General features: G+C 64.5%; 22 protein-coding genes. 11 read left to right on the plus strand and 11 right to left on the minus strand.

The features are described 5' to 3' along the window. Nucleotides 1-1,024, minus strand: a 1,024-nt coding sequence (locus tag QZ213_RS06430) for a flavin-dependent oxidoreductase (protein ID WP_291685226.1), incomplete at its 3' end; no start/stop codon positions are given. A 136-nt stretch (nucleotides 1,025-1,160) separates the two neighbouring features. Between QZ213_RS06430 and QZ213_RS06435 the strand changes: the two genes are divergently transcribed. Continuing rightward, the gene (locus tag QZ213_RS06435) at nucleotides 1,161-1,778 is read left to right on the plus strand and encodes a glutathione S-transferase N-terminal domain-containing protein (protein ID WP_291685227.1); all 618 of its coding nucleotides are present in this window, start codon (nucleotides 1,161-1,163) and stop codon (nucleotides 1,776-1,778) included. A 762-nt stretch (nucleotides 1,779-2,540) separates the two neighbouring features. Here the strand turns inward: QZ213_RS06435 and QZ213_RS06440 are convergent. Then, nucleotides 2,541-3,464 (minus strand): LysR family transcriptional regulator, encoded by a 924-nt coding sequence (locus QZ213_RS06440; protein ID WP_291685228.1) that lies wholly within the window; start codon nucleotides 3,462-3,464, stop codon nucleotides 2,541-2,543. Between the two features lie 91 nt (nucleotides 3,465-3,555). Between QZ213_RS06440 and QZ213_RS06445 the strand changes: the two genes are divergently transcribed. The 3 genes from QZ213_RS06445 (at nucleotide 3,556) to QZ213_RS06455 (ending at nucleotide 4,636) form a co-directional block, all read left to right on the plus strand. Then, entirely contained in the window at nucleotides 3,556-3,990 is a 435-nt protein-coding gene (locus QZ213_RS06445; RefSeq protein ID WP_291685229.1) for a nuclear transport factor 2 family protein, read from the plus strand. Nucleotides 3,991-4,053: 63 nt separating this feature from the next. Continuing rightward, nucleotides 4,054-4,218: a DUF1127 domain-containing protein gene (locus tag QZ213_RS06450; protein WP_291685230.1), complete on the plus strand. Its 165-nt coding sequence runs from the start codon at nucleotides 4,054-4,056 to the stop codon at nucleotides 4,216-4,218. 13 nt (nucleotides 4,219-4,231) lie between these two features. Continuing rightward, on the plus strand, nucleotides 4,232-4,636 hold the full coding sequence (locus tag QZ213_RS06455) for a RidA family protein (RefSeq protein WP_291685231.1): 405 nt from the start codon (nucleotides 4,232-4,234) through the stop codon (nucleotides 4,634-4,636). Between the two features lie 40 nt (nucleotides 4,637-4,676). Here the strand turns inward: QZ213_RS06455 and QZ213_RS06460 are convergent, their stop codons facing one another. The 3 genes from QZ213_RS06460 to QZ213_RS06470 form a co-directional block, all read right to left on the minus strand. Continuing rightward, a complete protein-coding gene (locus QZ213_RS06460) occupies nucleotides 4,677-5,636 on the minus strand; it encodes an OmpA family protein (RefSeq protein ID WP_291685232.1) in 960 nt (319 codons plus the stop codon). Between the two features lie 305 nt (nucleotides 5,637-5,941). Continuing rightward, nucleotides 5,942-6,628, minus strand: coding sequence for a glutathione S-transferase N-terminal domain-containing protein (locus QZ213_RS06465; protein ID WP_291685233.1), 687 nt, complete (start codon nucleotides 6,626-6,628; stop codon nucleotides 5,942-5,944). A 277-nt stretch (nucleotides 6,629-6,905) separates the two neighbouring features. Continuing rightward, nucleotides 6,906-8,039 carry a site-specific DNA-methyltransferase gene (locus tag QZ213_RS06470; protein WP_291685234.1) on the minus strand — a complete coding sequence of 378 codons (1,134 nt, stop codon included), beginning with the start codon at nucleotides 8,037-8,039 and terminating at the stop codon, nucleotides 6,906-6,908. 247 nt (nucleotides 8,040-8,286) lie between these two features. Between QZ213_RS06470 and QZ213_RS06475 the strand changes: the two genes are divergently transcribed. Next, complete coding sequence (locus QZ213_RS06475; protein ID WP_291685235.1) at nucleotides 8,287-9,213, plus strand: neutral zinc metallopeptidase; 927 nt, start codon at nucleotides 8,287-8,289, stop codon at nucleotides 9,211-9,213. A gap of 3 nt (nucleotides 9,214-9,216) precedes the next feature. Further along, nucleotides 9,217-9,780: a molybdenum cofactor biosynthesis protein B gene (moaB, locus tag QZ213_RS06480; RefSeq protein ID WP_291685236.1), complete on the plus strand. Its 564-nt coding sequence runs from the start codon at nucleotides 9,217-9,219 to the stop codon at nucleotides 9,778-9,780. A gap of 5 nt (nucleotides 9,781-9,785) precedes the next feature. Here moaB and QZ213_RS06485 read toward each other — a convergent pair whose 3' ends face one another. The 5 genes from QZ213_RS06485 to QZ213_RS06505 all read right to left on the minus strand — a co-directional run bounded on the left by QZ213_RS06485 (nucleotide 9,786) and on the right by QZ213_RS06505 (nucleotide 17,621). Further along, the gene (locus tag QZ213_RS06485; RefSeq protein WP_365885050.1) at nucleotides 9,786-10,715 is read right to left on the minus strand and encodes a helix-turn-helix domain-containing GNAT family N-acetyltransferase; all 930 of its coding nucleotides are present in this window, start codon (nucleotides 10,713-10,715) and stop codon (nucleotides 9,786-9,788) included. A 60-nt stretch (nucleotides 10,716-10,775) separates the two neighbouring features. Then, on the minus strand, nucleotides 10,776-11,348 hold the full coding sequence (locus QZ213_RS06490) for a glycosyl transferase (RefSeq protein ID WP_291685238.1): 573 nt from the start codon (nucleotides 11,346-11,348) through the stop codon (nucleotides 10,776-10,778). A 155-nt stretch (nucleotides 11,349-11,503) separates the two neighbouring features. After that, a complete protein-coding gene (locus QZ213_RS06495; protein WP_291685239.1) occupies nucleotides 11,504-13,153 on the minus strand; it encodes a PEP/pyruvate-binding domain-containing protein in 1,650 nt (549 codons plus the stop codon). A gap of 16 nt (nucleotides 13,154-13,169) precedes the next feature. After that, a complete protein-coding gene (locus QZ213_RS06500; RefSeq protein WP_291685240.1) occupies nucleotides 13,170-15,098 on the minus strand; it encodes a hypothetical protein in 1,929 nt (642 codons plus the stop codon). 114 nt (nucleotides 15,099-15,212) lie between these two features. Continuing rightward, nucleotides 15,213-17,621 carry a phosphoketolase family protein gene (locus QZ213_RS06505; RefSeq protein WP_291685241.1) on the minus strand — a complete coding sequence of 803 codons (2,409 nt, stop codon included), beginning with the start codon at nucleotides 17,619-17,621 and terminating at the stop codon, nucleotides 15,213-15,215. Nucleotides 17,622-17,860: 239 nt separating this feature from the next. Here QZ213_RS06505 and QZ213_RS06510 point away from each other — a divergent pair, with 239 nt between their 5' ends. From QZ213_RS06510 to QZ213_RS06525, 4 genes are all read left to right on the plus strand, one after another. Then, nucleotides 17,861-19,024, plus strand: coding sequence for a PA0069 family radical SAM protein (locus QZ213_RS06510; RefSeq protein WP_291685242.1), 1,164 nt, complete (start codon nucleotides 17,861-17,863; stop codon nucleotides 19,022-19,024). Nucleotides 19,025-19,043: 19 nt separating this feature from the next. Then, nucleotides 19,044-19,499 carry a VOC family protein gene (locus QZ213_RS06515; RefSeq protein WP_291685243.1) on the plus strand — a complete coding sequence of 152 codons (456 nt, stop codon included), beginning with the start codon at nucleotides 19,044-19,046 and terminating at the stop codon, nucleotides 19,497-19,499. A gap of 40 nt (nucleotides 19,500-19,539) precedes the next feature. After that, complete coding sequence (locus tag QZ213_RS06520) at nucleotides 19,540-20,340, plus strand: ribonuclease HII (protein ID WP_291685244.1); 801 nt, start codon at nucleotides 19,540-19,542, stop codon at nucleotides 20,338-20,340. Nucleotides 20,341-20,485: 145 nt separating this feature from the next. Then, nucleotides 20,486-21,994: a glycosyltransferase family 39 protein gene (locus QZ213_RS06525; protein ID WP_291685245.1), complete on the plus strand. Its 1,509-nt coding sequence runs from the start codon at nucleotides 20,486-20,488 to the stop codon at nucleotides 21,992-21,994. Between the two features lie 11 nt (nucleotides 21,995-22,005). On the opposite strand, the gene QZ213_RS06530 is transcribed toward QZ213_RS06525, so the two are convergent. Continuing rightward, nucleotides 22,006-22,827, minus strand: a complete 822-nt coding sequence (locus tag QZ213_RS06530) for a uracil-DNA glycosylase (RefSeq protein ID WP_291685246.1) — start codon at nucleotides 22,825-22,827, stop codon at nucleotides 22,006-22,008. 151 nt (nucleotides 22,828-22,978) lie between these two features. Between QZ213_RS06530 and QZ213_RS06535 the strand changes: the two genes are divergently transcribed. Then, a partial coding sequence (locus QZ213_RS06535) for an NAD(P)/FAD-dependent oxidoreductase (protein WP_291685247.1) occupies nucleotides 22,979-23,469 on the plus strand: 491 nt, incomplete at its 3' end.

Below are 23,469 nucleotides of genomic sequence, written 5' to 3' on the forward strand. Positions count from 1 at the left end.
GCGCGTCATGGGTCTGGCCCTTCGCCAGAATCTCGCGGGTGAGGACGCGGGCATCGAGGATCGCCTGCGACGCGCCGTTGGAGCCGATCGGATACATCGGATGCGCGGCGTCGCCCATCAGCGTGGTCAGGCCGAAGGTCCATTGCGGGATCGGATCGCGGTCGACCAGCGGATATTCGTAAGCCCGCGGGCAGTTTCGGATCAGGCCGGGCACGTCGAGCCAGTCGAATTTCCAGCTCTCGAACCAGGGCAGGAACTCTTCCAGGCGTGCCGTGCGGTTGTAATCCTCCCGGCGCCACTGGTAGGTCGGCGGCATGTGCCGCTCGGCGACCCAGTTGATCTGGTATTTGCCTGACGCGTCGGCTTCCTTCGAGATCGGATAGCAGACGAATTTCAGGATCTCGTGGCCGGCCATGATCATGGTGCGGCCGGACAGAAACGCGTCGCTCGCGGTGATGCCGCGCCAGAGAATGCGGCCGTTCCAGATCGGCGGCCCCTCCTGCGGATAAAGCTTCTCGCGGACGCGGGAGTGAATGCCGTCGGCGGCGATCAGGAGCGCGCCGTCATGGCTGCCCGCCGGCTTGCCGGTCGCCTTGTCGATGAAATCGGCGCGCACGCCGTCGGAGGTTTCAGTCCAGTCGCTTAAGTGATGGCTGGTGATAATGTTCTCCGGCCCCAGCCGTTCGATCGCGGCATCGAGCAAAATCTGCTGCAGCGTGCCGCGATGAACAGAGAATTGCGGCCATTTGTAACCGGCCTCGAGGCCGCGCGGCTCGCTCCAGATCGGCTTGCCGTGCTTGGAGAAATAGGCGAGTTCCTTGGTCCGCACACCGGCTTCGTCAAGCTCCGTGAGCAGCCCGAGCTCGATCAGCTCGCGCACGGCGTGCGGCAGCACGTTGATGCCGACGCCGAGCGGCTTCAACGCAGGCACGCTTTCGAACACTTTGGCGGCAACGCCGATCTGATGCAGGCTGAGCGCCAGCGTCAGCCCGCCGATGCCGCCGCCGGCGATGAGTACGGTCATGATACGCCCTCCCTGGTGGTATCGTCATGGCACGGCAGCGCGGTCGTGGGCAACCGCGAAGACCCGTCCATCGCGAGCCGGGGATGAACGGCCGGAAGCCGCGCCATTAAGGTTCGCGCTTCCCATGAGGACCAACATGCTGAAACTCTATTATGCCCCCGGAACCTGTGCGCTCGCGTCCCATATTGCGTTGCAGGAGGCAGGCGCTACTTACACGGCGGAGCGGCTTGATTTCAAAAGCAACCAGCAGAACAGCCCGGAATATCTCGCCATCAATCCGAAGGGGCGGGTGCCGTCACTGGTGACGGACCGCGGCATCCTGACCGAGACGCCGGCGATGCTCGCCTTCGTCGCGCAGAGCTTTCCGCAAGCGAAGCTGGCGCCGCTCGACGACGCATTCGCCTTCGCGCAGGTGCAGGCCTTCAACAGCTATCTGTGCTCCACCGTTCATGTGGCGCACGCCCACAAGGGGCGGGGCTACCGCTGGGCGAGCGACGAGGCTTCGTTCGCGGATATGAAACGCAAGGTGCCGGAAACCATGGCGGCCTGCTTTTCGCTGATCGAACGCAACATGCTGAAGGGGCCGTGGGTGATGGGCGAAACCTACACGATCTGCGATCCCTATCTGTTTACGCTGTCGGGCTGGCTGGAAGGCGACAGCGTAGATATCGCGACCCTGCCGAAGGTGGCCGATCACCGCAAGCGCATGGCCGAGCGGCCTGCGGTGAAGAAGGTGCTGGCGGACGAGAGCTGAGCGAACGAACTCGATGCGTCCCGGTCAAGCCAACGGGCCGCACGTGCGCCTGCGCATGCGGGCCGGTTCGCAGCGAATTGTCAGCCGCAACGAAGCGAACCGCTCAACGACAATAGCAGGCCACCCAAGCCATCGGGCTGAACGCAGCTTTTCGGATCGCCAGCAGCCTTTGAGGGATTATTGTTCTTCGACAATCTGATCTTGGGTCGGGGCTTGGGCAGCATCACGGCAATTCGATTTGCATGCGGACCCTTCAGACCCCGTGAGCTTCTGCCTGCCGCTATCCTCGACGGGGTTTGAAGAACCTCCATCGCCTTCGTGGGCAAGTCTCCATTCGTATCCGCAGAAGGAAGAAGATATCCGACGTCGAGTTTGTCAGACTTAGTCAGGGTGTCCTGTACGAGGCTGGTGCTGACCACCGTCGGATCAGGCGCGATTTCCTCAGTGGGAGCCATCGATGCCGTGACTTTGGTGGCGAACAACCCGCCAAGTAGTGCAAGGCAAAAGGCCGCGATCCAGACCGTTCTCAATCTCGCCCCCAACGCTGCGACCGCCTGTTTTCGCGACCGCTAAACAACGAGATTAATCAACCTTAATTTTCTCTTATGCACAATCAGGAACGGGATTTCGTCGCGTGTCGTATCGGATCGTGGTTAACGTGCACTCGGTTTTGGTCCTTGATCGAATGCAAACACGCAATGCCAACGATGATCGCATTTGCTTCAACGTTCGCCGGGACGACGAGAGATTAGTGCCGGATTGCTACGCGGCCTTGCGTTTCGGTCGGTCCAGTTCGCGTCCGGTTTGCAGCATCAGATGGCGCAGCCAGATCGAGCCGGGGTCGAGCTGGGCCCGCGTCGGGTAGAACATGAACTGTTCGTCGATGCCGGGGTCGAGCGGCGGCGTGACCGCCGTCAGCGACAATGGTTTTGCCAGTGCCGCGATCAGCCGCCGGGGCACGAAGGCCACGAGGTCGGTGCGCGCCACGATATGCAGCGCCTCGAGATAGCCGGGCACGACCAGCGCGATGCGCCGCTCGATTCCCTTTGCCCGCAGCCAGCCGTCGATCAGATCCTCGTTCTGGCCGCGGATGACGACGGCGACGTGCCTTGCTTTGAGAAAGGCATCGCGCCGCGCGAGTTTTACGCTCACGGGATGGCCGCGCCGCACCGCGAGCGCGTCGCGGTCGGCATAGAGCAGCTGGCGGTGAAATCCCTTGAAGGCGTCGCCGATCGAGATCACGAGATCGATGGTGCGCGCGAATTCCGCGCTGAAGATCGCGGGCCCCCGCCACGGCACGATGTCGAGCCGGACGTTCGGCGCTGCCTGCGCGATCTTCGCCATCAGCGGCGGCACCAGCAGCTCCACGGCGAGATCCGGCATCATCAGGCGAAACTGCCGTTCGCTGCTGGCCGCATCGAAATCGTCGGGAATGAACAGTCCGCGCACCTGGTCGAGTGCCTGCGCCAGCGGCCCGCGCAGCGCCTGCGCCCGCGGCGTCAGTTCCATCCGTGCGCCGGTGCGGACCAGCAGGGGATCGCCGAGCACCTCGCGCAGCCGCCGCAGCGCGTGGCTCGCGGCCGGCTGCGACAGCCCGATCCGCATCGCCGCCCGGCCGACACTGGCTTCCCTCAGCAGCGCGTCGAGCGCCACCAGCAGATTGAGATCGAGCGAATTCAAATTCATTGGATGAATATATATCATATTCAATATCGATTGGAAGAATACCGCAATGCGCGCGATGATCTGTAACTTCAGATCAGCGGAGAAACAGCCCATGAGCGAAGCAGCAGCCAACAAGAAACTCGTGCAACAGGTCTATGCGGACTCCGCGAGCCGCAGCGGCACGACCTTCGCCGACAACCTCGCCGACGATGCGACCTGGATCGTGACCGGCCAGTATTCGTGGTCGCATGAATTCAGGGGGCGTGACGCGATCCAGGACGGCCTGATGGGCCATTTCCGCTCGTTCTTCGCGGGTCGGCCGCGCACCGTGGCATTCAACTTCATCGCGGAAGGCGACCAGGTCGTGGTGGAGGCGAGGGGCGACAACGTCACCAGGGCCGGGCTGCGCTACGACAATCAATATTGCATGGTGTGGCGGATCGAGAACGGCAGGATCAAGCAAATCAAGGAATATTGCGACTCCGCGCTGGTCGAGCGCGTGCTGGGGCCGTTTCCGGAAGTGCGGAAGCACGGGCTGAGACCCTGAGCAGCGTTTGTCCCCGGCAACAATCATGCTCGACGACGGCGATCGCGAAATCTCCCGGCTTCCATGCCGGCCCGCATCGATTGTATTTTCGCCGTCGTCCGGGTCTGGTGGGAGCGCCACCGCACCCGGCGTCAACTCGCTGTCATGAGCGAGCGCGAGTTACAGGATATAGGCATCTGCCGGCCGGAAATTGTCAGCGAGATCGGCAAGCCGTTCCGGCGGACGTGAGGAGGAGATCGATATGGGCAAGGAATTTTTGAGCCCGGCGACGTTGCTGCCGCCGGCGGGCTATTCGCATATCGCGAAAGTCAGCAAGGGTACGCTGATCTATCTGGCGGGCCAGGTCTCGAGCGACGCGTCCGGCAAGCTGGTCGGCGAGGGTAATTTCGAGGCGCAGGTCGAACAGGTGTTCGGCAATCTCAAGATCGGGGTCGAGGCGGCCGGCGGCACCATGGCCGATATCATCAAGTTGAATATCTACCTGGTCGCGGAGGTCGATCAGACCGAAGTGCCGAAGCTGCGCGCGATCCGTGATCGCTACGTCAATACTGCGAAGCCGCCCGCGAGCACGCTGGTCGTCGTCAGCCGACTGGCGCGGCCCGGTTGGCTGGTCGAGATCGAGGCCGTGGCGGCGATTGACGATTGAGACGAAAACGGGCCCGAGGCCCACGAATTGACCGCCTCCTTCATGGACCGGCAAACGGCTTCGGGTGTTCCAGCGGAATAAACGCGCTGGTATGGGCGGGGAAGGTTGAAGCCCCGCCGCCTATGGTCGTGCCGGTCGCGATCGATATGTAGACGTCGTCGACCCCCGGCGGCGTTTCGATGCGGACCCAGGTCTTGCTGACATCGCCGATGCCGATCGTCGTAAAGCGCATCGTACGGCCGAACTGCGAACACGAGATCGGCTTTTCGGTGGTGAATGCGGTCCAGTCGCCGTGCAGGGTACCCGACCTCCCGCCAGTCTTTGGAAGGTTCAGTCCGACACCGAGCCCGACTGCGGCATAGACATATGTGCACTTCAAGTGGTTTTCCGTGTCCCATATGCTGAAGATCGCGCTGGCAAACGCAATGCCCGCTCCGACCCTGCCCTTGACGATCTTCTTGATGAACTCCTTCGCCGCAAACGAAATCGAGCCGTCAACCTCAAGCAGCATGGCGATCTTGAAATTCCTGCTGACCTTGGGCTTCGGCGGGAGGGGGCGCGGCAGGTCCGGCTTTACGATCGGCTTGAAATGTATCTTCGGCACCACCCGTAGCAAGACCGACCGGTCGCGATCCTCATCCAGCGCGTGCGTGGCTGTCTGGGTATTGCCTATGGCGTCGGTCTGCATCTGTTCGGCAGGTATTCCGAGCTCGGACAAATAGCCGGCCACCGTGATCACGCGGTTCCGCGACAGATCCATGTTCCAGCCGGCGGTGCCGATGCGGCTCGCCGCCCCGCACATCCAGATTTGACCGGTATCGTTTTCAAGCAGCGGGAAGACTTTGTCTTTCAGAAAGGCGGAGTGCTGCGGCTTCAAACCTCTGAATTTGTAGCCGGCGAAATCGTCGAAGTCGAAATTCCAGAGCAGCGCCTGCAGGACGCCGATGCCCGAGAAACCCGCGCTGACCTCGATCTGACCGGGACCCGTCGCGCGGAACATCATCGTCTCCTTGTGCAAGATTTCGAGACCAAGGCTCGATCACGGAACCGACCTCGGCGTAAACTTTCGGAACTGATGATTGGTCGCGCGGAGCAAGATCGGGTTGCGTCGGTGTCGCGACGAGCCGTGTCTTTGTCGTTTGAAGCCGACTGCCAGCGAACCCGGCGAGCGCTTGCGCCGACCATAGGTTTTGCCGGTCGGGAATCACCCGCGAAACGGCAAGTCGTTCTGGAACGAGCGCAGAATAAAAAACGGCGCCCGCGAAGGGCGCCGTTTTGCCATTTCGGGCTGATGCACCGGTCCGGTCACGCCGCCTTGGTCTTGAGATGGCGGAACATGATGTTACGCGCCTCGTCGTCCATCTCGGTCTTGAAGGTGAACTTGTCCTTCAGCGCGATCGCCCGCGCCACGGCCGGCCTTCCCGAGACCTCGTCGAGCAGGCGCTTGACGTTGGGATATTTGGCGAAGGCGTCGTCGCCGAGCACGAACGGCACCATCCGCGCCCAGCCCCAGAACGCCATGTCGACGATGGTGTAGGTGCCGCCGACCATGTAGCGGCTGCCTGCGAGATGATCGTTGAGGATGCCGTAGTGGCGGTGGGCTTCGAACTGGTAGCGGTTGTGCGCATAGTCCAGTTCCTTCGGCGCGAAGTGCTTGAAATGCACCGCCTGGCCCGAATACGGCCCGATGCCGGAGGCGACGAACATCAGCCATGACAAGAGCTGCGCGCGGTTCTTGGGCGTGCTGGGCGGCAGGAACTTGCCGGTCTTTTCCGCGAGGTAGAGCAGGATCGCGTTGGAGTCGAACACGAACACGCCGTCATCGTCGATCGCCGGCACCTTGCCGTTCGGATTTACTTTCAGGAATTCCGGCTTGAACTGGTCGCCCTTGCGGGTGTCGACCGGTACCGGCTCGTAAGGAAGCCCGGACTCTTCCAGAAACAGCGCGACCTTGTTCGGGTTCGGCGCGCCGTTGAAGTAGAATTTGAGCATCAAGTTCTCCCCTTTGCCTTTGTTGCCGAGAAAGATCGGGACGTGGTGACTATGGCATGGACGGGCGTCCATGCTCAAATTTTGCAAAGGGCGCAACCGACGCACGCAGGGACCCATAACCACAGGAAGCTTTGCTGCGCGAAGGCCGTCGAACAGCTTTTTCTTACCAGGCCCGGCACGGCGCATGGGTCCCGCTTTCGCGGGGACGACATCTCGTGGAGATGCTGGGGAAGGGCGCCGTTCGCGCCGCGTTACCAACGATTTCTTTGAAAAATTTTCAGCCCGCCGCCATTTCGGAGCGGATCTCGGCGCGCAGTTCGTCGATCAGCCTCAAGCCCTTGTTGGTCTCGACATGCCAGAAGGTCCAGCCGTTGCACGCGCCGGCGCCTTGCGCCACTGCGCCGATGCGGTGGATCGAGCCGACCTTGTCGCCGAGCATGATGGCGCCGTCGGCGCGGACCAAAGCGCCGTGACGCTTCTTGGAATCGACCAGTCTGGTGCCGGGCGAAATCATGCCGCGCTCGATCAGTTCGGAGAACGCGACGCGGGGCGCGTCGCGCGCGGTCATGAACGGCGCCAGGCTGGCTTCCGGCAGCGGTTCGACGGCGGCGATGCGCGCTTCTGCGGCCGCAGCATAAGTCTTGTCGCGCTCGAAGCCGATGTAGCGGCGGCCGAGACGTTTTGCTACCGCGCCGGTCGTGCCGGTGCCGTTGAAGGGATCGATCACGAGGTCGCCCGGTTTCGACGACGACAGCAGCACGCGCGCCAGCAGCCCTTCCGGCTTTTGCGTGGGATGGACCTTCTTGCCGTCGGCGCCTTTCAGCCGTTCCTCGCCGGTGCACAGCGGGATCAGCCAGTCGGAACGCGCCTGCACGTCCTCATTGGCCGCCTTCAGCGCTTCGTAGTTGAAGGTATAGCCTTTGGCTTTTTCGTCGCGGGCGGCCCAGATCATGGTTTCGTGGGCGTTGGTAAAGCGGCGGCCGCGGAAATTCGGCATCGGATTGGTCTTGCGCCAGACGATGTCGTTGAGGACCCAGAAGCCGAGGTCCTGCATGATCGCGCCGACGCGGAAAATGTTGTGATAGGAGCCGATCACCCACAGTGTCGCCGACGGTTTCATGATGCGGCGGCAGGCCAGCAGCCAGGCGCGGGTGAAATCGTCGTAGGCCGCAAAGGAGGCGAACTTGTCCCAGTCGTTGTTGACGGCATCGACGTGGGATTCGTCGGGGCGCTTGAGGTCACCCTTGAGCTGCAGATTGTAGGGCGGGTCCGCGAACACCAGGTCGACCGAACCGGCCGGCAGTTTCGACATCTCGGCGACGCAATCGCCTACGACGATACGGGTACTCTCCGGGGACTCGAATTTAGTGCGGGGCGCCCTTGCAGACGCCCCGCGACGCGACACAACCATGACTCAAATACTCTGACTCAGGCGACGCTGTCGGCGACGCGGGACTAAACAACCGACTGGCCGTACATTGACGAGGCAAAGTAAAAATCGACTTAACCGGGTAATTCTTTCTCGCTAGGCAATTTTTGCCGGGCGGGTTATTGATTAAACGAATGGAAATTTTACGTGATTGCCGCGTTGGATATCGGCGAATGCACCGCCGGCGGACTTTCAAGCTGCAGGCAGACCGGAACGAGGAACATACGCCATGCGTTACGATGACTTCCGTCGCAGCGACGATATCGAAGACCGTCGCGACGACAGCGGCGGCGGAATGGGTGGCGGCGGCCTCGGTCTTCCCATCGGCGGCGGCGGGCTCGGCATCGGCACCATCATCGTGCTCGGCCTGATCTCTTACGCGTTCGGCATCGATCCGCGCATCCTGATCGGCGGCGCGGAGATTCTGGGCGGCGGCCAGGCGCCGAGCTATCAAACCGATCGCAGGTCCGGCCCCGCCAAGACCGGCGCGCCGACCGACGAGATGGGCAGCATGATCTCCGGCATCCTCGGCGAGATCGACGATCGCTGGAGCGAAATCTTCCAGACCTCGGGGCAATCCTACACCGGTCCGAAAATCGTGCTGTTCCGCAACGCCACCAATGGCGGGCGCTGCGGCATGGCGCAGTCGGCGATGGGGCCGTTCTACTGTCCGCCGGAGCGGCAGATCTTTCTCGACACCGGATTTTTCCGCGAGGTCGAGACACGGTTTCACGGCTGCTCGGGCAATGCCTGCAAATTCACCGCAGCGTACATCATCGCCCATGAAGCCGGGCATCATATCCAGAACCTGCTCGGAATCCTGCCGCGCGTGACGCGGCTGCAGCAGCAGGCCGGCAGCAAGGCGGAGTCCAACGCCCTGCAGGTCAAGATCGAGCTGCAGGCGGATTGCCTGTCGGGCGTCTGGGTCAATCGCGAGGAGAAGAAGCGTCCGGGCTTCCTCGAGGCCGGCGACATCGACTCGGCGCTGACGACGGCTTCCGCGATCGGCGACGATACGCTGCAGCGGCAGGCGACGGGGCGGGTGGTGCCTGATTCCTTCACCCACGGCTCCGCCGCGCAACGCAAGCAATGGTTCATGACCGGCTATCAGCAGGGCACGGTGCGGGCCTGCAATACGTTCGGCGGGGGAGCGTAGTGAATGTCTTCCATCGATGAGTCGAAAGAATTCATCCCGCTCAACATCGCGGTGCTGACGATTTCGGACACGCGCACGCTGGCGGACGACAAATCCGGAACTACGCTGGCGGAGCGGCTCACCGCGGCCGGTCATCATCTGGCGGCGCGCGAGATCATCGTCGACGACGTCGAGGCGATCCGCGTCATCGTCAAGCGATGGATCGCCGACGCGGGCGTCGATGTCATCATCACCACCGGCGGCACCGGTTTTACGGGCCGCGACGTGACGCCGGAGGCGGTCGAGCCGTTGTTAGAGAAGCGGATGGACGGCTTCTCGATCGCGTTCCACATGCTGAGCCACGCCAAGATCGGCACCTCGACGATCCAGAGCCGCGCCACCGCGGGCACAGCCGGCGCCACCTTCATCTTCTGCCTGCCGGGATCGCCGGGCGCCTGCCGCGACGCCTGGGACGGTATTCTCTCAAGCCAGCTCGATTACCGCACGCGGCCCTGCAATTTCGTCGAGATCATGCCGCGGCTGGACGAACACCTGCGCCGCCCCAAGGCGCAGGGCGCGACGGCCTAGCGGCGTCACAATTCGCGTTCCCAGGTCTCGCCGATCAGGCTTTGCCCGAAACTGCGATGCGGCTCGGTGGCCACCAGCACGAATCCGGCATCCTGATAGATTTTTCGCGCGGCCAGCAGGATGCTCTGCGTCCACAGCGTGATCTTGCGATAGCCGCAGGCCCGCGCAAACGAAACGCATTCGCCGACCAGCCGCCGCCCCAATCCCTGTCCGCGCCCGGCCGGATCGACCAGCAGCAATCGCAGCTTGGCGACATCGTCGCTATGCCGGACCAGAAACACCGAACCGACCTGAGTGCCGTCGATGTCGGCGATCCAGCAGCGCTCGCGCGAGGCGTCGAAGGAGGCGAGGAATTTGGCTGATATCTCGGCGACAAGGGCCTCGAACGAGGAATCGAAGCCGTATTCGCGGGCGTACAGCTCGCCATGGCTCTGCACCACCCAGCCCATGTCGCCGGGGCGGGGATCGCGCAGGATCGCGGGCGGCGGCGGACCTTGCGATGCGCCGAGCAGCCGCTCGATCGCGGTCATCGCCTCGATCAGGCGCCGGACACCGCCGGGCGGCAGCGCGGCGAGCATCGCCGCGACATCGTCCTGTGAACTGCGCTCCACCTTGGCGAAGGCCTGGCGGCCCCTTGCCGTCAGGCTGAGCTGGTATTGCCGCCGGTCCGAGGCGAGCGGCTTGCGGGCGATCAGCCCGTCCTCGTCGAATTTCTGGATGATGCGGCTGAGGTAGCCGGGATCGAGGCCGAGCTCGATCCCGATCTCTTTCGCGGCCGGATTGCCGCGCTGCGCCAGTTCGTAGAGCACCCGCGCCTCGCTCAGCGAGAACGGACTTTTCAGGAGCTGCTGGTCGAGAACGCCGAGCTTGCGGGTGTAGAAGCGGTTGAAGGCGCGTACCGCCGAAACTTGCGCGTCGGAATCCGGTTGCGACATGGTCTCCTCGATAGTTGCCATTGTCAAACAATTATTTGACTTTGGCAAGTATCTTGTAGCTCACACCACCATGATGATCCGGCTGCGCAGCAGCGTGCGCGAGGAACGGCCGAGCTGCCGCAGCAGCCTTGCCTCGGAGCGGCGGACGTCCGGCGCGTGGCCGCCGAGCCGGTCGTAATGGTCGTGCGCGATCAACAGCCCCTGGTCCGCCGACGGCCCGGTGATCATGCGGGCGATGAATTTGAAACCGTCGCGCAGGCTTGGGTCGGCATAGGGCGAGCGGGCGTAGCGGAAGATGCCGGCACGGGGGCGTCCGCTGTCCGAGACGCGCTGGATGAATTGCGTCGTTTCCTCGATCCAGCCGGAGTCCAGCACCGCGCCCGGATGCAGGAACATCAGCCAGGGCGAGCGGGCCTGGCGCGCGCCGGCCGCCATGGCCGCCGCGCGGGAACCCTCGACTGGCAGGAAGCGGCAGCCTGCGACATCGGCGACCCGCTCGATCACGCCGGTACCGGCCCGGTCGACCAGGAGAACCTCCTTGACCACGCCGGCGGCGGCGCCCGGCACCAGGGCGGCGAGGGTGGCGACGGCAGACTGCTCGACACCTTCAGTGGGGATAATGACGCTCAGCATGAATGAGGCTGCGTTGTCCCAGACGGCAAAAACCCCGCACTGTTATCACCTTGTCACATTCAAAGCAGCCCGCCGCGTGCAGCTTTTTTGCGGCAAAGGAGACTGGAACAGGCACGAGGGGCTGGCAAGCGGCAGTGGTTCAGGGCTGACGCCCGCTAAGCTCCGGCCGATCCCTGCCGGGCCTGATGACGCGGGGACTTCGGCTTGTGACCGTCGTGGGCGTGGTCAGCGGCCTCTGACCGCCAGCTCGCGATTTCGGCGAGCTCCGCCTCTGGCCGCGTCTCGACCGTGTCGCGCCGTCCGAGGTAGATGTTGCCGCCGTCGCCGTCGATGGTGATCCAGTCGCTTCCCGAGATCGTGGTCCCCGCCAACTGCGCCCGGTCGGCCGCCACGTCGACCGTCATGCTTGCGCATCCGACGATGCAGGGCTTTCCCATCTGGCGCGCGACCAGCGCGGCATGGGCGGTGCGGGCGCCGACCGCCGTCACGATGCCGGCCGCGACCGCAAAGCCCGCGACATCGGCCGTGCTGGTATCGGGGCGCATCAGGATCACCGGATCGCCCGCGGCCGCCAGCCGTTCGGCGCTTTCGGAACTGAACGCCGCGCGTCCGACCGCGATGCCGCCCGAGGCGCCGATGCCGGCGACGACCGGTTTGCCGGCCGCGACCAGCGAGATCTGGACGAGCGCGGCCAGATCGATGCCGGCAATGCGCCCCAGCGCCTCCTGCCTGGTGATCAGCCCTTCACGCACGAGGTCGATGGCGATCCGCAGCGCCGCACGCGGCGTCCGCTTCGCGGTGCGCGTCTGCAGGATCCACAATTTGCCGTCCTCGATGGTGAACTCGACATCCTGGACGTCGCCGAATTCCCGTTCGAGTCGCTTCAGGATATCGCCGAGCTCGGCTGCGATCGTCGGCAGCGAGCGCACGATGGTCTCTTCGGTATCGGGCGTCCGGCGGCCGGAGACGACATCCTCGCCCTGGGCGTCGAGCACCAGGTCGATCATCGGCTGGGCGAGGCCGGTCGATGGATCGCGCGAAAACGCCACGCCGGCGCCGGACGACAATCCGCCGTTACCGAACACCATGGCCTGAACCGTGACCGCGGTGCCCTCGAGCTGATCCAGTTTCTGCAGACGGCGATAGGCTTGCGCCCGCTCGCTCATCCACGATCGATAGACCGCCCTTGCGGCGCTTTCGAGCTGCGCCGCCGCATTCTCCAGCCAGCCGTCATCGCGATCCTCGACCAGCGCCTGCTGGTCGGCAGCGAGGCGTTCCAGCGCCTCGCTGTCCAGCTCGCGGTCGCTCAAGACTTCCTCGTTTGCCGTCAACTCGGCCAGGCGCGCGGCGAACGGCGCGGGGTCGAGGCCGAGCACGGTCTCGGTATAGCTCTCCAGAAAGCGGCGCCGGCAATCCCACGCCAGCCGCGACCGGCCGGTCAACCGGATCAGACCTTGCACGGCGGGCGATGTGCAGCCGACGTTGAGTACCGTATCCAGCATGCCCGGCATCGATCGCGCCGCACCGGAGCGGACCGATACCAACAGCGGCTGCCGGTGATCGCCGAAGCGCTTTCCGGTGGCGCCTTCCAGGAACTCGATGCCTTCCTTCAGCCCGTCGCGCAAATCGCGTTCGGCATGCGCATCCTTGTCGATAATGGCTGCGCAAAGCTTGACCGGCAGCACGAAGGCCGGCGGTACCGGCAGGCCGAGCGCCGCCATCCGCGCCAGGTTGGCGGCCTTGTTGCCGATCGCGTCGGCGGAATGCTGCTCGGTCGATCTGCCGCCGATACGCACGATATGCATGGGCTTAATCCTCAGGTCAGGCCGACAGATCGGTCATGATGTGCCGCCGCAGCAGATGTCCGAACCCGGCCAACCGGTCGGTCGCGCGCTCGATGGCGCGGGCAAGCTCGATCACGGAGAGCGATGTCGCGACGTCGAAGCCGCCGCCAAACACCCGCGTGGTGACATCGCGTTCCCGTGCATCCGCGGCGTGCTCGGCATCGATCAGGCGGATTACGGCGCTAAGTGCGTCCTCGGAGTCGGCGCGGCGTCCTTCCGGGACTTCGACCGCCGCGGCGAGCCCGGAAGCGGCGGCTTCCGTCGCCGTGATGGCGACCGCGCACAATCCGGCAAGGTCCGTCAGCAGCGCGGCATCGATTCCCGCCGGCGCCAGCGAGGCGATAAAGGCCGCCTGTTCCAGTTCGTCGACGGCCTCCTCGACCCGGTCCACCAGCTGCTCGATGATCGGGCCGGCGTTGAGGCGGGTGGCTTCCTTGCGGGCTTCGATGGCGATGCGATCGGCCTTGCGCTCGATCTGGCCGGCGCGCGCCGCGAGCAGCTTGCCGTCGATCGCGCGGCCTGCCTGAAGGGCTGCGATATGATGGGCGATGGCGGCGGTGATGTCGTGCGCCAATCCGATCTGGCGCAGCACGGTCGCGAGCAATGCGCCGTCGACGCGTTCCAGCCGCCTGACCAGGTCGGCTTCGATCTGGTCGCGGACCAGCCTGACCGACCTCCCGGCGCTCAGCGCCTCGGTCGACACCCGCATCGCGGTTTTCAGGAAATCGACCGCGGCGTTGCGCCCGAGCGCCTGATCCAGCCGCTCGCCGAAACCGATCCGCGTCGGTGCTGCGTTACGTACCGCCGCGCCGATCAATTCATTGCCGCCGAGCTCGAGGAAGCCGCGCTGGCCGATCCGCTGCCGCGCGGCCCAGTCGAGGATGCGCGTCGCGTCGTCCTTGGCGACCCAGCTGCGCAGCAGCTTGCGCGCCTTGTTCCAGTCGATCAGGAACACCAGCGCCGCGCCAAGCGCGCCAAGGAACGCGTTGCGGTCGGCGGCGTTTTCGGCCTGGTATTGCCCGGTGACGAGGAAGAAGGCGTTGTCTTCGCCGAGTCCCGCCGCGACATGGCGATCGAGCCCGCTCCATTTCGCTTCAAACCTGTCGAACAGCGCGATGAAGAATTTGGCGCGCGCCCGGTGCACGTCCGTGTAGGTCACGGTCACGGCATTTTTCTTGACCGCGATGACCACGACATGGGCGTCGGTGGTGCCTATGTCGTTTTGAATCAGCAGCCGGCCGCCGGAACGGGTCGCCATCGTATCGAGGCCGGGATGGTTGAACTTCAAGACGCGGGTTTCGTTGAGTCCCTGCATGAAGCTTTCCACCGGCGCGCGGTCTTCGGCGTGCAGCCCGAACACATGGGCGCCGCTCAGGATCTCCTCGGAGCAATCCGCGGCCAGCCGGTTCAGTGCCTTGTGCAGATCCATCACCAGCCGGTGCAGGCTGTCGGCGCCGCCCTCGGCGACGCCGGTCAACTTCGCGACCCGCGCGATTTCGATTTCGTTGGCGGCCTCGAGCAGACCGGCAGTGCGGATCGCGGCGAGCCGCGCATTCATGGTTTCCCCCTCGGCCGGCTTGCCGGCGGCTACCGCGTGCAGCATCGTCGCCGCGTCGTCGTGAATTTCCTTCATCAGCCTGGCGAGATTGGGCGCGGCGATCCGGCCGTCGCCGGCAAGGTGGGCGCCTCCGATCAGGGTCGCGAGCGCAGCAGGCGCGATACCGGCGGCGTGGCATTCGACGTGGAGGTCGGTGGCGGGACGATCGGGTTCGCGCGCGTGATGCACGGCCGCCTGCAGCGCGCTCATGCGAACCTTGATGCGGTCGTTGGCGGCGAGCCCTTCCGCGACCAGCGACGGCAGCAGAATGTCGGCCTGTCCGAGTTGCTCGATAATTTGCGATTTCATTGGCGTACCCGGCGAGAGATCGATGTCGCCTGTATGCGCCGCGCTTACGACAGCTTCATTGCGCTAGATCATTCATCAAACTGTCATGTTTCCCGCCGGTGCTGAGAAATGACATCAGCCGCGGGCGCCTGCGTTGCTGCCGTAGGGCCAGACCCAGTCGCGGATTTGCGGCATGTCTTCGCCATGCTCGCGGACATAGCGCGTATGCTCGATCAGGGCGTCGCGAAACTGCTGCTTGACGTGGGCGGCCGTGATGTCGAGCCCCGGCACGCGGTCGATGACCTCGATCGCCAGATGAAACCGGTCGAGTTCGTTCAGCACCACCATGTCGAACGGCGTGGTCGTGGTGCCTTCCTCGGCAAAGCCGCGAACGTGCATCCCGGCGTGGTTGGTGCGGTTATACGTCAGGCGATGGATCAGATGGGGATAGCCGTGATAGGCAAAGATCACCGGCTTGTCGCGCGTGAACATTCCGTCGAAATCGCGGTCGCTGATGCCGTGCGGATGCTGGTCCTTCGGCTGCAGCGTCATCAGGTCGACCACGTTGACGACCCGGATCTTCAGGTCCGGCAGGGCTTTTCGCAGCAGATCCACCGCGGCCAGCGTTTCCAGCGTCGGAACGTCGCCGGCACAGGCCATCACGACATCGGGTTCGGAGTTCGCCGTTTCAGTGCCGGCCCATGGCCAGATTCCGATGCCGGCGTCGCAATGCGTCGCCGCTTCGCGCATGGTCAGCCATTGCGGCGAGGGCTGTTTGCCCGCGACGATCACGTTGATGCGGTCGTAGGTGCGCAGACAATGGTCGGCGATCCACAGCAGCGTGTTGGCGTCGGGCGGAAAATAGATCCGGACGATGTCGGCCTTCTTGTTGGCGACGAGATCGACGAAGCCGGGATCCTGATGGCTGAAGCCGTTATGGTCCTGCCGCCAGACATGCGAGGTGAGGAGATAATTGAGCGAAGCGATCGGGCGACGCCACGGCAGTCCGCGCGAAACCTTCAGCCATTTGGCGTGCTGGTTGAACATGGAATCGACGATGTGGATGAAGGCCTCGTAGCAGGAGAAGAAGCCGTGCCGTCCGGTGAGCAGATATCCTTCCAGCCAGCCCTGGCAGAGGTGTTCGCTCAACACCTCCATCACGCGGCCGTCCTGGGCCAGATGAACGTCATAGGGCTCGATGCCCTCCATCCAGACGCGTTCGGTGACCTCGAACACCGCATCGAGACGGTTTGAGGTGGTCTCGTCCGGTCCCACGATCCGGAAATTCCGCGCCTCGGCGTTGTCGCGCACGACGTCGCGCAGAAACTGTCCGAGCACGCGCGTGGCTTCGGCCTCGCTGCCGCCGGGGCAGGGGACGTCGACGGCATAATGATGAAAGTCCGGCAGTTTGAGTTCGCGCTTCAATAGTCCGCCGTTGGCGTGCGGATTGGCGCCCATGCGCCGCTCGCCGTCGGGAGCCAGCGCCTGCAATTCGGGAACGAACCGGCCGTCTGCGTCGAACAGCGTATCGGGCTGATAGCTGCGCATCCACTGCTCCAGCAGTTCCAGATGTTCGGGATTTCCGCGCGGGTTGGCGATCGGCACCTGATGTGCGCGCCAAAAGCCTTCGACCTTCAGGCCGTCGACTTCCTTCGGTCCGGTCCAGCCCTTGGGACTGCGCAGCACGATCATGGGCCATTTCGGACGCTCGGTTGTCGTGCGTCCGTCGCGCGCGGTCGTCTGAATTTTGCGGATGCTCGCCAGTGCGGTCTCCAGCGTGTCGGCCATCAGCCGATGCATCCGCGCGGGGTCGCTGCCTTCCACGAACAATGGCTCGTGGCCATAGCCGACGAAGAGATGGCGGATCTCGTCGTCGCTCATGCGGCCGAGCACGGTGGGGTTGGCGATCTTGTAGCCGTTAAGATGAAGGATCGGCAGCACCGCGCCGTCATGCGCGGGATTGAGAAATTTGTTGGAATGCCAGGAGGCGGCGAGCGGCCCGGTCTCGGCTTCGCCGTCGCCGACCACGCAGGCGACGATCAGATCGGGATTGTCGAGAGCCGCGCCATAGGCGTGCAGCAGCGCGTAGCCGAGTTCGCCGCCCTCGTGAATCGATCCCGGCGTTTCCGGCGCTGCGTGGCTCGGAATGCCGCCGGGAAACGAGAACTGGCGGAATAATTTGCGCAAGCCTTCGGCGTCGCGGCCAATGTCCGGATAGATCTCGCTGTAGCTGCCTTCGAGATAGGTGTTTGCCACCATGCCCGGGCCGCCATGACCGGGTCCGCAGACGTAAAGCACGTTCAGGCCGGATGTGCGGATGACCCGATTGAGATGGGCGTAGATGAAGTTGAGCCCAGGCGTGGTTCCCCAATGGCCCAATAGACGAGGCTTGATGTGCTCAGGCCGCAGCGGTTCGCGAAGCAGCGGGTTGTCGAGCAGATAGATCTGGCCGACCGACAAATAATTCGCAGCGCGCCAGTAGCGGTCGAGCAGATCCAGATCACGTTCTGTTGACGAACTAGGGTTGGCGCTTGGCGTGTGCATGACAATGTCTCGGCGATGGCCTGGAGCAACAAGCTTGTCGGCCGATCGATCCTTTGTTGTGTGGACAAGATATATAGAGAGAATGTGTAGGCACGGCGTCAGCCGGCGACCATCGCACTCGCGACGCCAACCCACCATCTCCAGCGATGTCCGATGTTGATCCCACGCAACGAGATCGATCATCCACAGGGCACAATCAATGTTCTTGATTTGTTCTCGTGACGTGCTATGTTCTCGCCATGAGCCGAGCATCCTCTCATGCCCTCAAGCACCCGCCGGTCACGGCGCCCTCCGAACCGGCGGGTGCACCTACCCCTTTTCCGGAACTCGCGGTCGCGATCGAGCGCGAGCGGCGGCGCGGTCGCGGCGCGCAATCCAACGCCAGCGGCCGCTTCGAGGCCGAGGCCCGGGTCGCCTTCGACGACGGCTGGCAGAGCCTCGATGACTTGCCGCCGTTCAAGACCACCGTCGCCCTCGACACCGCGCGAAAAGTCATCACCCGCAACGATTCTCCCGATATCGGCTTCGACCGCTCGATCAACCCATACCGGGGGTGCGAGCACGGCTGCGTCTATTGTTTTGCCAGGCCGACCCACGCCTATCTCGGGCTGTCGCCGGGGCTGGACTTCGAATCGAAACTATTTGCAAAACCCGACGCGCCGCAGCTTTTGGAGAAGGAACTGGCGGCGCAGGATTACGAACCGCGCATGATCGCGATCGGCACCAACACCGATCCCTATCAGCCGATCGAGCGCGAGCGGAAGATCATGCGCGGCATTCTCGAGGTGCTGGAGCGCACCGCGCATCCGGTCGGCATCGTGACCAAATCGGCGCTGGTGACGCGCGACATCGATATCCTGGCGCGGATGGCCAAGCGCAATCTCGCCAAGGTCGCGATTTCGGTGACGACGCTCGACGCCAAGCTGGCACGCACCATGGAGCCGCGGGCTTCGACGCCGGCCAAGCGGCTCGAGGCGCTGCGGCAACTGTCCGAAGCGGGCATTCCGACCACGGTGATGGTCGCGCCCGTCATCCCCGCGCTGAACGATGCCGAGATCGAGCGCATTCTCGATGCGGCGGCGCACGCCGGGGTCAAGGAAGCGAGCTATGTGCTGCTGCGGCTGCCGCTGGAAGTGCGCGACCTGTTCCGCGAATGGCTGATGGCCAATTATCCGGACCGCTACCGCCACATTTTCACGCTGATCCGCGACATGCGCGGCGGCCGCGACTACGACTCGCAATGGGGGACGCGGATGAAGGGCACCGGGCCGATGGCCTGGATGATCGGCCGCCGGTTCGAGATCGCCTGCGAAAAGCTCGGGCTCAACAAGCGGCGGTCGAAATTGACCACCGATCATTTCGCCCGGCCCAAGCGCAGCGGCCAGCAACTGAGCCTGTTCTAGAGCCGTGGAGAAATCCGGCATGAGTGAGACCACGGCTGCACCCGTCGCGCGACTTACCATGATCACGCTCGGCGTCAGCAACATGCGCGCCAGTATCGCGTTCTACCAAGCGCTCGGCTTTGTCAGGAAATTCCAGGCCACCGGCGAGACCGTCGCGTTTTTCGAAACCGGCGGTACCGCAATCGGACTTTTTCCCTGGGATCTGCTGGCGCAGGACGTCACGTTGCCCGACCGTCCGCGGCCGCAGGCGTTCCGCGGGATGACATTAGCGTGGAATTGCCAGTCCACGGAAGAAGTCGACGCGGTGCTGGATTTCGCCGTCTCGAAGGGCGCCTCGCTGCTGAAACCCGCGCACAAGACGGATTATGGCGGTTATTCCGGCTATTTTGCCGATCCCGACAATCATCCATGGGAGGTCGTGGTCGCGCCCGGCATCGAGGTCGGCGAAGACCAGCGGATTCATCTGCCGGACTGACCGGCGATGGTGAATAGCGGGAATTGGGTCGAGTTCCCGGTTGCGCCGCAGGCGCCGCTTGCGCACGATCCCGACCATGATTCGGGAAAAATCCAAAGAACAGGCCAAGGGAAAATCGAAAGAAGGCCTGGCCAAGCTGCCAAAGGGCGTGATTGCCGTGGCGCCGCCCGGCTTTCGCCGCGAACGCGCGCTGATCAAGCGCGGCATAGGGCCAGTGGCCGGCTGCGACGAGGCCGGCCGCGGCCCGCTGGCGGGCCCGGTGGTGGCCGCCGCCGTGGTGCTGGACCCCAAGCGAATCCCCAGGGGCATCGATGATTCCAAGCGGCTGACGCCGGAGCGGCGTGAGGAACTATTCGAGGAAATCTGCGCGACATCGTCGTTCGCGGTGGCCTTTGCGTCGCCCGCTCGGATCGACCGCGACAATATCCTGCGCGCCTCGCTGTGGGCCCTGGCGCGCGCGGTGCACGCGCTGCCGGAAATGCCGAGGCACGTCTTCGTCGACGGCCGCGACCGGCTCGACATCGCCTGCGACTGTGAAGCCGTGATCGGCGGCGACGGGCTGGTGGTCTCGATCGCGGCAGCCTCGATCATCGCCAAGGTGACGCGCGATCGGCTGATGTGCGCGCTGGCGCAGGATTGCCCCGGCTACGGTTTTGAGTCGCACAAGGGCTACGCCGTGCCGGAGCATCTCGAGGCGCTCCGCCGGCTCGGACCCACCGTGCATCATCGCCGCCTGTTTGCGCCGGTCGTGGCGGCGCGGGAAAGGCAAGAGGCGATGACGGTCGAGAGCGTCGTCACCAAGGACACGACGATCGAAGTCGCCATTTCAGCCGTAATTTGACATCAGCTTCCAAGCCGCGATCGTTGATTGACGTGCTTTCCTCGCCCGAACCGGCATCCACCTCGCTCGAAAACGCCATGGTTGCCTCCGCGGCTGACGCGCTTTATCAAACCAATAGCGCCGGCTTGGGCATTTCGGACGGTTCATGCGTTTCACCTCCCTGATTATCGAACTGATCCGCGCCCGGCCGCGGCTCGTGGTTTGGCTCGTGGTGCTGTGCCAGGCCGCGCTGTGGCTGCTGGTTCCTCTGCTGCTGTATCGCAGCCCTCCCGACGACCTCGCCACCGTGCTCGCCTATGGCCGGGAATACCAGGTCGGCACTTATCTCGGCCCGCCGCTGGCGTTCTGGCTCGCCGATATCGCGTTTCGCGCCGCCGGCGATCACATGATGGGCGTCTACCTGCTGTCGCAGCTGTGCTCGATCGCGATGTTCTGGGCGCTCTATCTGCTCTCGCGCGCCATCGTCGGCGGACAACAGGCGGTGCTCGCGGTGCTGCTGGCCATGACGGTCGCGGCATTCAGTTCGCCCGGCCTCGAGTTCGGCCCCGAGGTGCTGGCGCGACCACTGTGGGCGATGCTGCTGCTGCATTCCTGGCAACTGATCGGCCAGAACCGGCGCAACGCGTGGTTCGCGTGGTCGATCGAAGCCGGGCTGCTGCTGTTGACCACCTCCGCCGCGCCCTTCCTGTTGCTGCTGATCGTCGGGTTCGTGCTCGCGACCGCCCGGGGACGGCGCACGCTGATGTCGTTCGATCCGCTGTTCGCGCTGCTCGTGATCATCGTGCTGGCGCTGCCCTATCTGATCTGGCTGATCCGCGCCGACGCTCTTTCGCTGCCGCATTTGCCGGCGGTGGCGGATCTGAGCGCAAGGGCGCTGCACTGGGCCGCATTGGTCGGCGGCCTGCTGGCGGCGATCTCCGGCATCGTGCTGCTGGTCGCGCTCAATTCCGGCTGGTTCGCGCGCAATCGGGAGGATGCGCCGATCATCTATCGCCCGCCGGTCGATCCGCTGGCGCGCGATTTCGTCTATTGCCTGGCTATCGGCCCCGCGTTGTTCGGCAGCCTGATTTCCGGCCTGTTCGATCTTGATCGCGTCGTGGGCGGGTCGGGCGTCGCCTTGCTGATGTCGGGGCTGGCCGCGATCGTCGCGACCGGCGATCTCGTCCATCTCCGCCGCCAGCGTCTGCTGCGTTCGGTCTGGGCGGCGGCCATCGTCGCGCCCGCGCTCGCGGTGCTCGCGACCACGATCTTCGTGCCCTGGACCGGCGGCGGCGAGGTGGCGACGTCGCTGCCGGCGCGGGCGATTGCGAATTTCTTCGGCGACAGTTTTTTGCGGCGAACCAACCACCCCCTGGAGGCGGTGACCGGCGACGCGCAGCTCGCGGCCCTGATTTCACTCGACGCGGCGCGTCCCCATCTGTTGCTCGACGCGACGCCGGAGCGGACGCCGTGGCTATCGCTGGCGAAATTCAACAAGACCGGCGGCGTCGTGGTCTGGCGCGCGGCCGACACGGTCGGCACGCCGCCGCCCGAAATCGCGCGGCGGTTTCCCGGCCTCGTGCCCGAGGTGCCGCGGGCGTTCGAGTGGCTCGTCACCGGGCGGCAGCCGCTGCTGCGGATCGGCTGGGCGATCGTGCGGCCGAAAACGCCGTAGCAGGGTGATGTTCAAGATGAGGGTGAGGATTCCTGCGCAAGCGCCTTGGCGATCGCGCGCAGATCCTGCCAAGCCAGGCGCTTGTAGGACGGCGAGCGCAACAGATACGCCGGATGGAAGGTGGCGAGCGCCCGGATCACGCGGCTGCCGGTGTCGTAGTCGAGCCAGCGCCCGCGGGTCTTCATGATGCCCTCGCGGGTCGACAGCAGGGTTTGGGTGGAGGGATTGCCGAGCGTGACCAGCACGTCCGGGTTCACCAGTTCGATCTGGCGCTGGATGAAGGGCAGGCAGATCTGGGTCTCCTGCGGCGTCGGCGTGCGGTTGCCGGGCGGCCGCCAGGGAATGACATTGGCGATGTAGGCTGTGCTGCGGTCCAATCCGATCGCCGCGATCATCCGGTCCAGCAATTTGCCGGAGCGGCCGACGAACGGCAGGCCCTCGAGGTCTTCCTCGCGCCCCGGGGCTTCACCGACGAACATGATCCGCGCCTGCGGGTTGCCGTCGGAAAAGACCAGCCGCGTGGCGGTCGATTTCAGCGCGCAGCCGTCGAAATTCTCCAGCAGCGCGCGCAACGCCTCGAGCGTCGGCGCGGTGCGCGCCGCTTCCCGCGCCGACAGGATCGCGGCTTCCGGCGCTTGCGCCACTTCGGCCCGCGCGGCGGGAAGCGCGGCAGCGACCCTGACGGGTCTTGCAGGCGCGGTTTCGCTGGCCACGGGGGCGAGGTCGGGATCGGCCAGCCGGTCGACCGGCGTATCCGTCAGCGCGCAGTCGACCCCGGCCTCCAGATAAAAGGCCAGCAACTGCGAAAGGGTGGGCGCGCGCTCAGGCGTCATGGCGGAATGTCGGGGGCATCCTGTCATTCTAGATCGGATCTGGCCGCAACGAAACGCCTCACCCGGCATTTCCAGGTTGTTCTCAGGCGAAAAAAGTGGAAACAAACGACCTGCAGCACAGAACCTTTTCCACCCGGGCCGGGACCTGATCATGAGCACTGAAGAACTGCCGCCGCGCGAATCCATGGAATTCGATGTTGTCATCGTCGGCGCCGGGCCCTCGGGCCTTGCCGCCGCGATCCGGCTGAAGCAGCTCAATGCCGATCTCACCATTGTCGTAGTTGAGAAGGGTTCCGAAGTCGGCGCGCACATTCTGTCCGGCGCGGTGATCGATCCGGTCTCGCTCGACCAGCTGGTCCCGGATTGGCGCGAGGATGCCGACTGTCCGCTGAAGACCCCGGTCAAGGCCGACAAGTTCTACTGGATGACCGCGGGTACCGCGATCCCGCTACCGGGCATCGCGATGCCGCCGTTGATGAACAATCATCACTGCTACATCGGCTCGCTCGGCAATGTCTGCCGCTGGCTGGCGCGCAAGGCCGAGGCGCTGGGGGTCGAGATCTATCCCGGCTTCGCGGCGGCGGAAGTGCTGTACGACGACAAGGGCGCGGTGCGCGGCATTGCGACCGGAGACATGGGCAT

It is taken from the genome of Bradyrhizobium sp. (genome assembly GCF_017881085.1).
GTDB lineage: Bacteria > Pseudomonadota > Alphaproteobacteria > Rhizobiales > Xanthobacteraceae > Bradyrhizobium.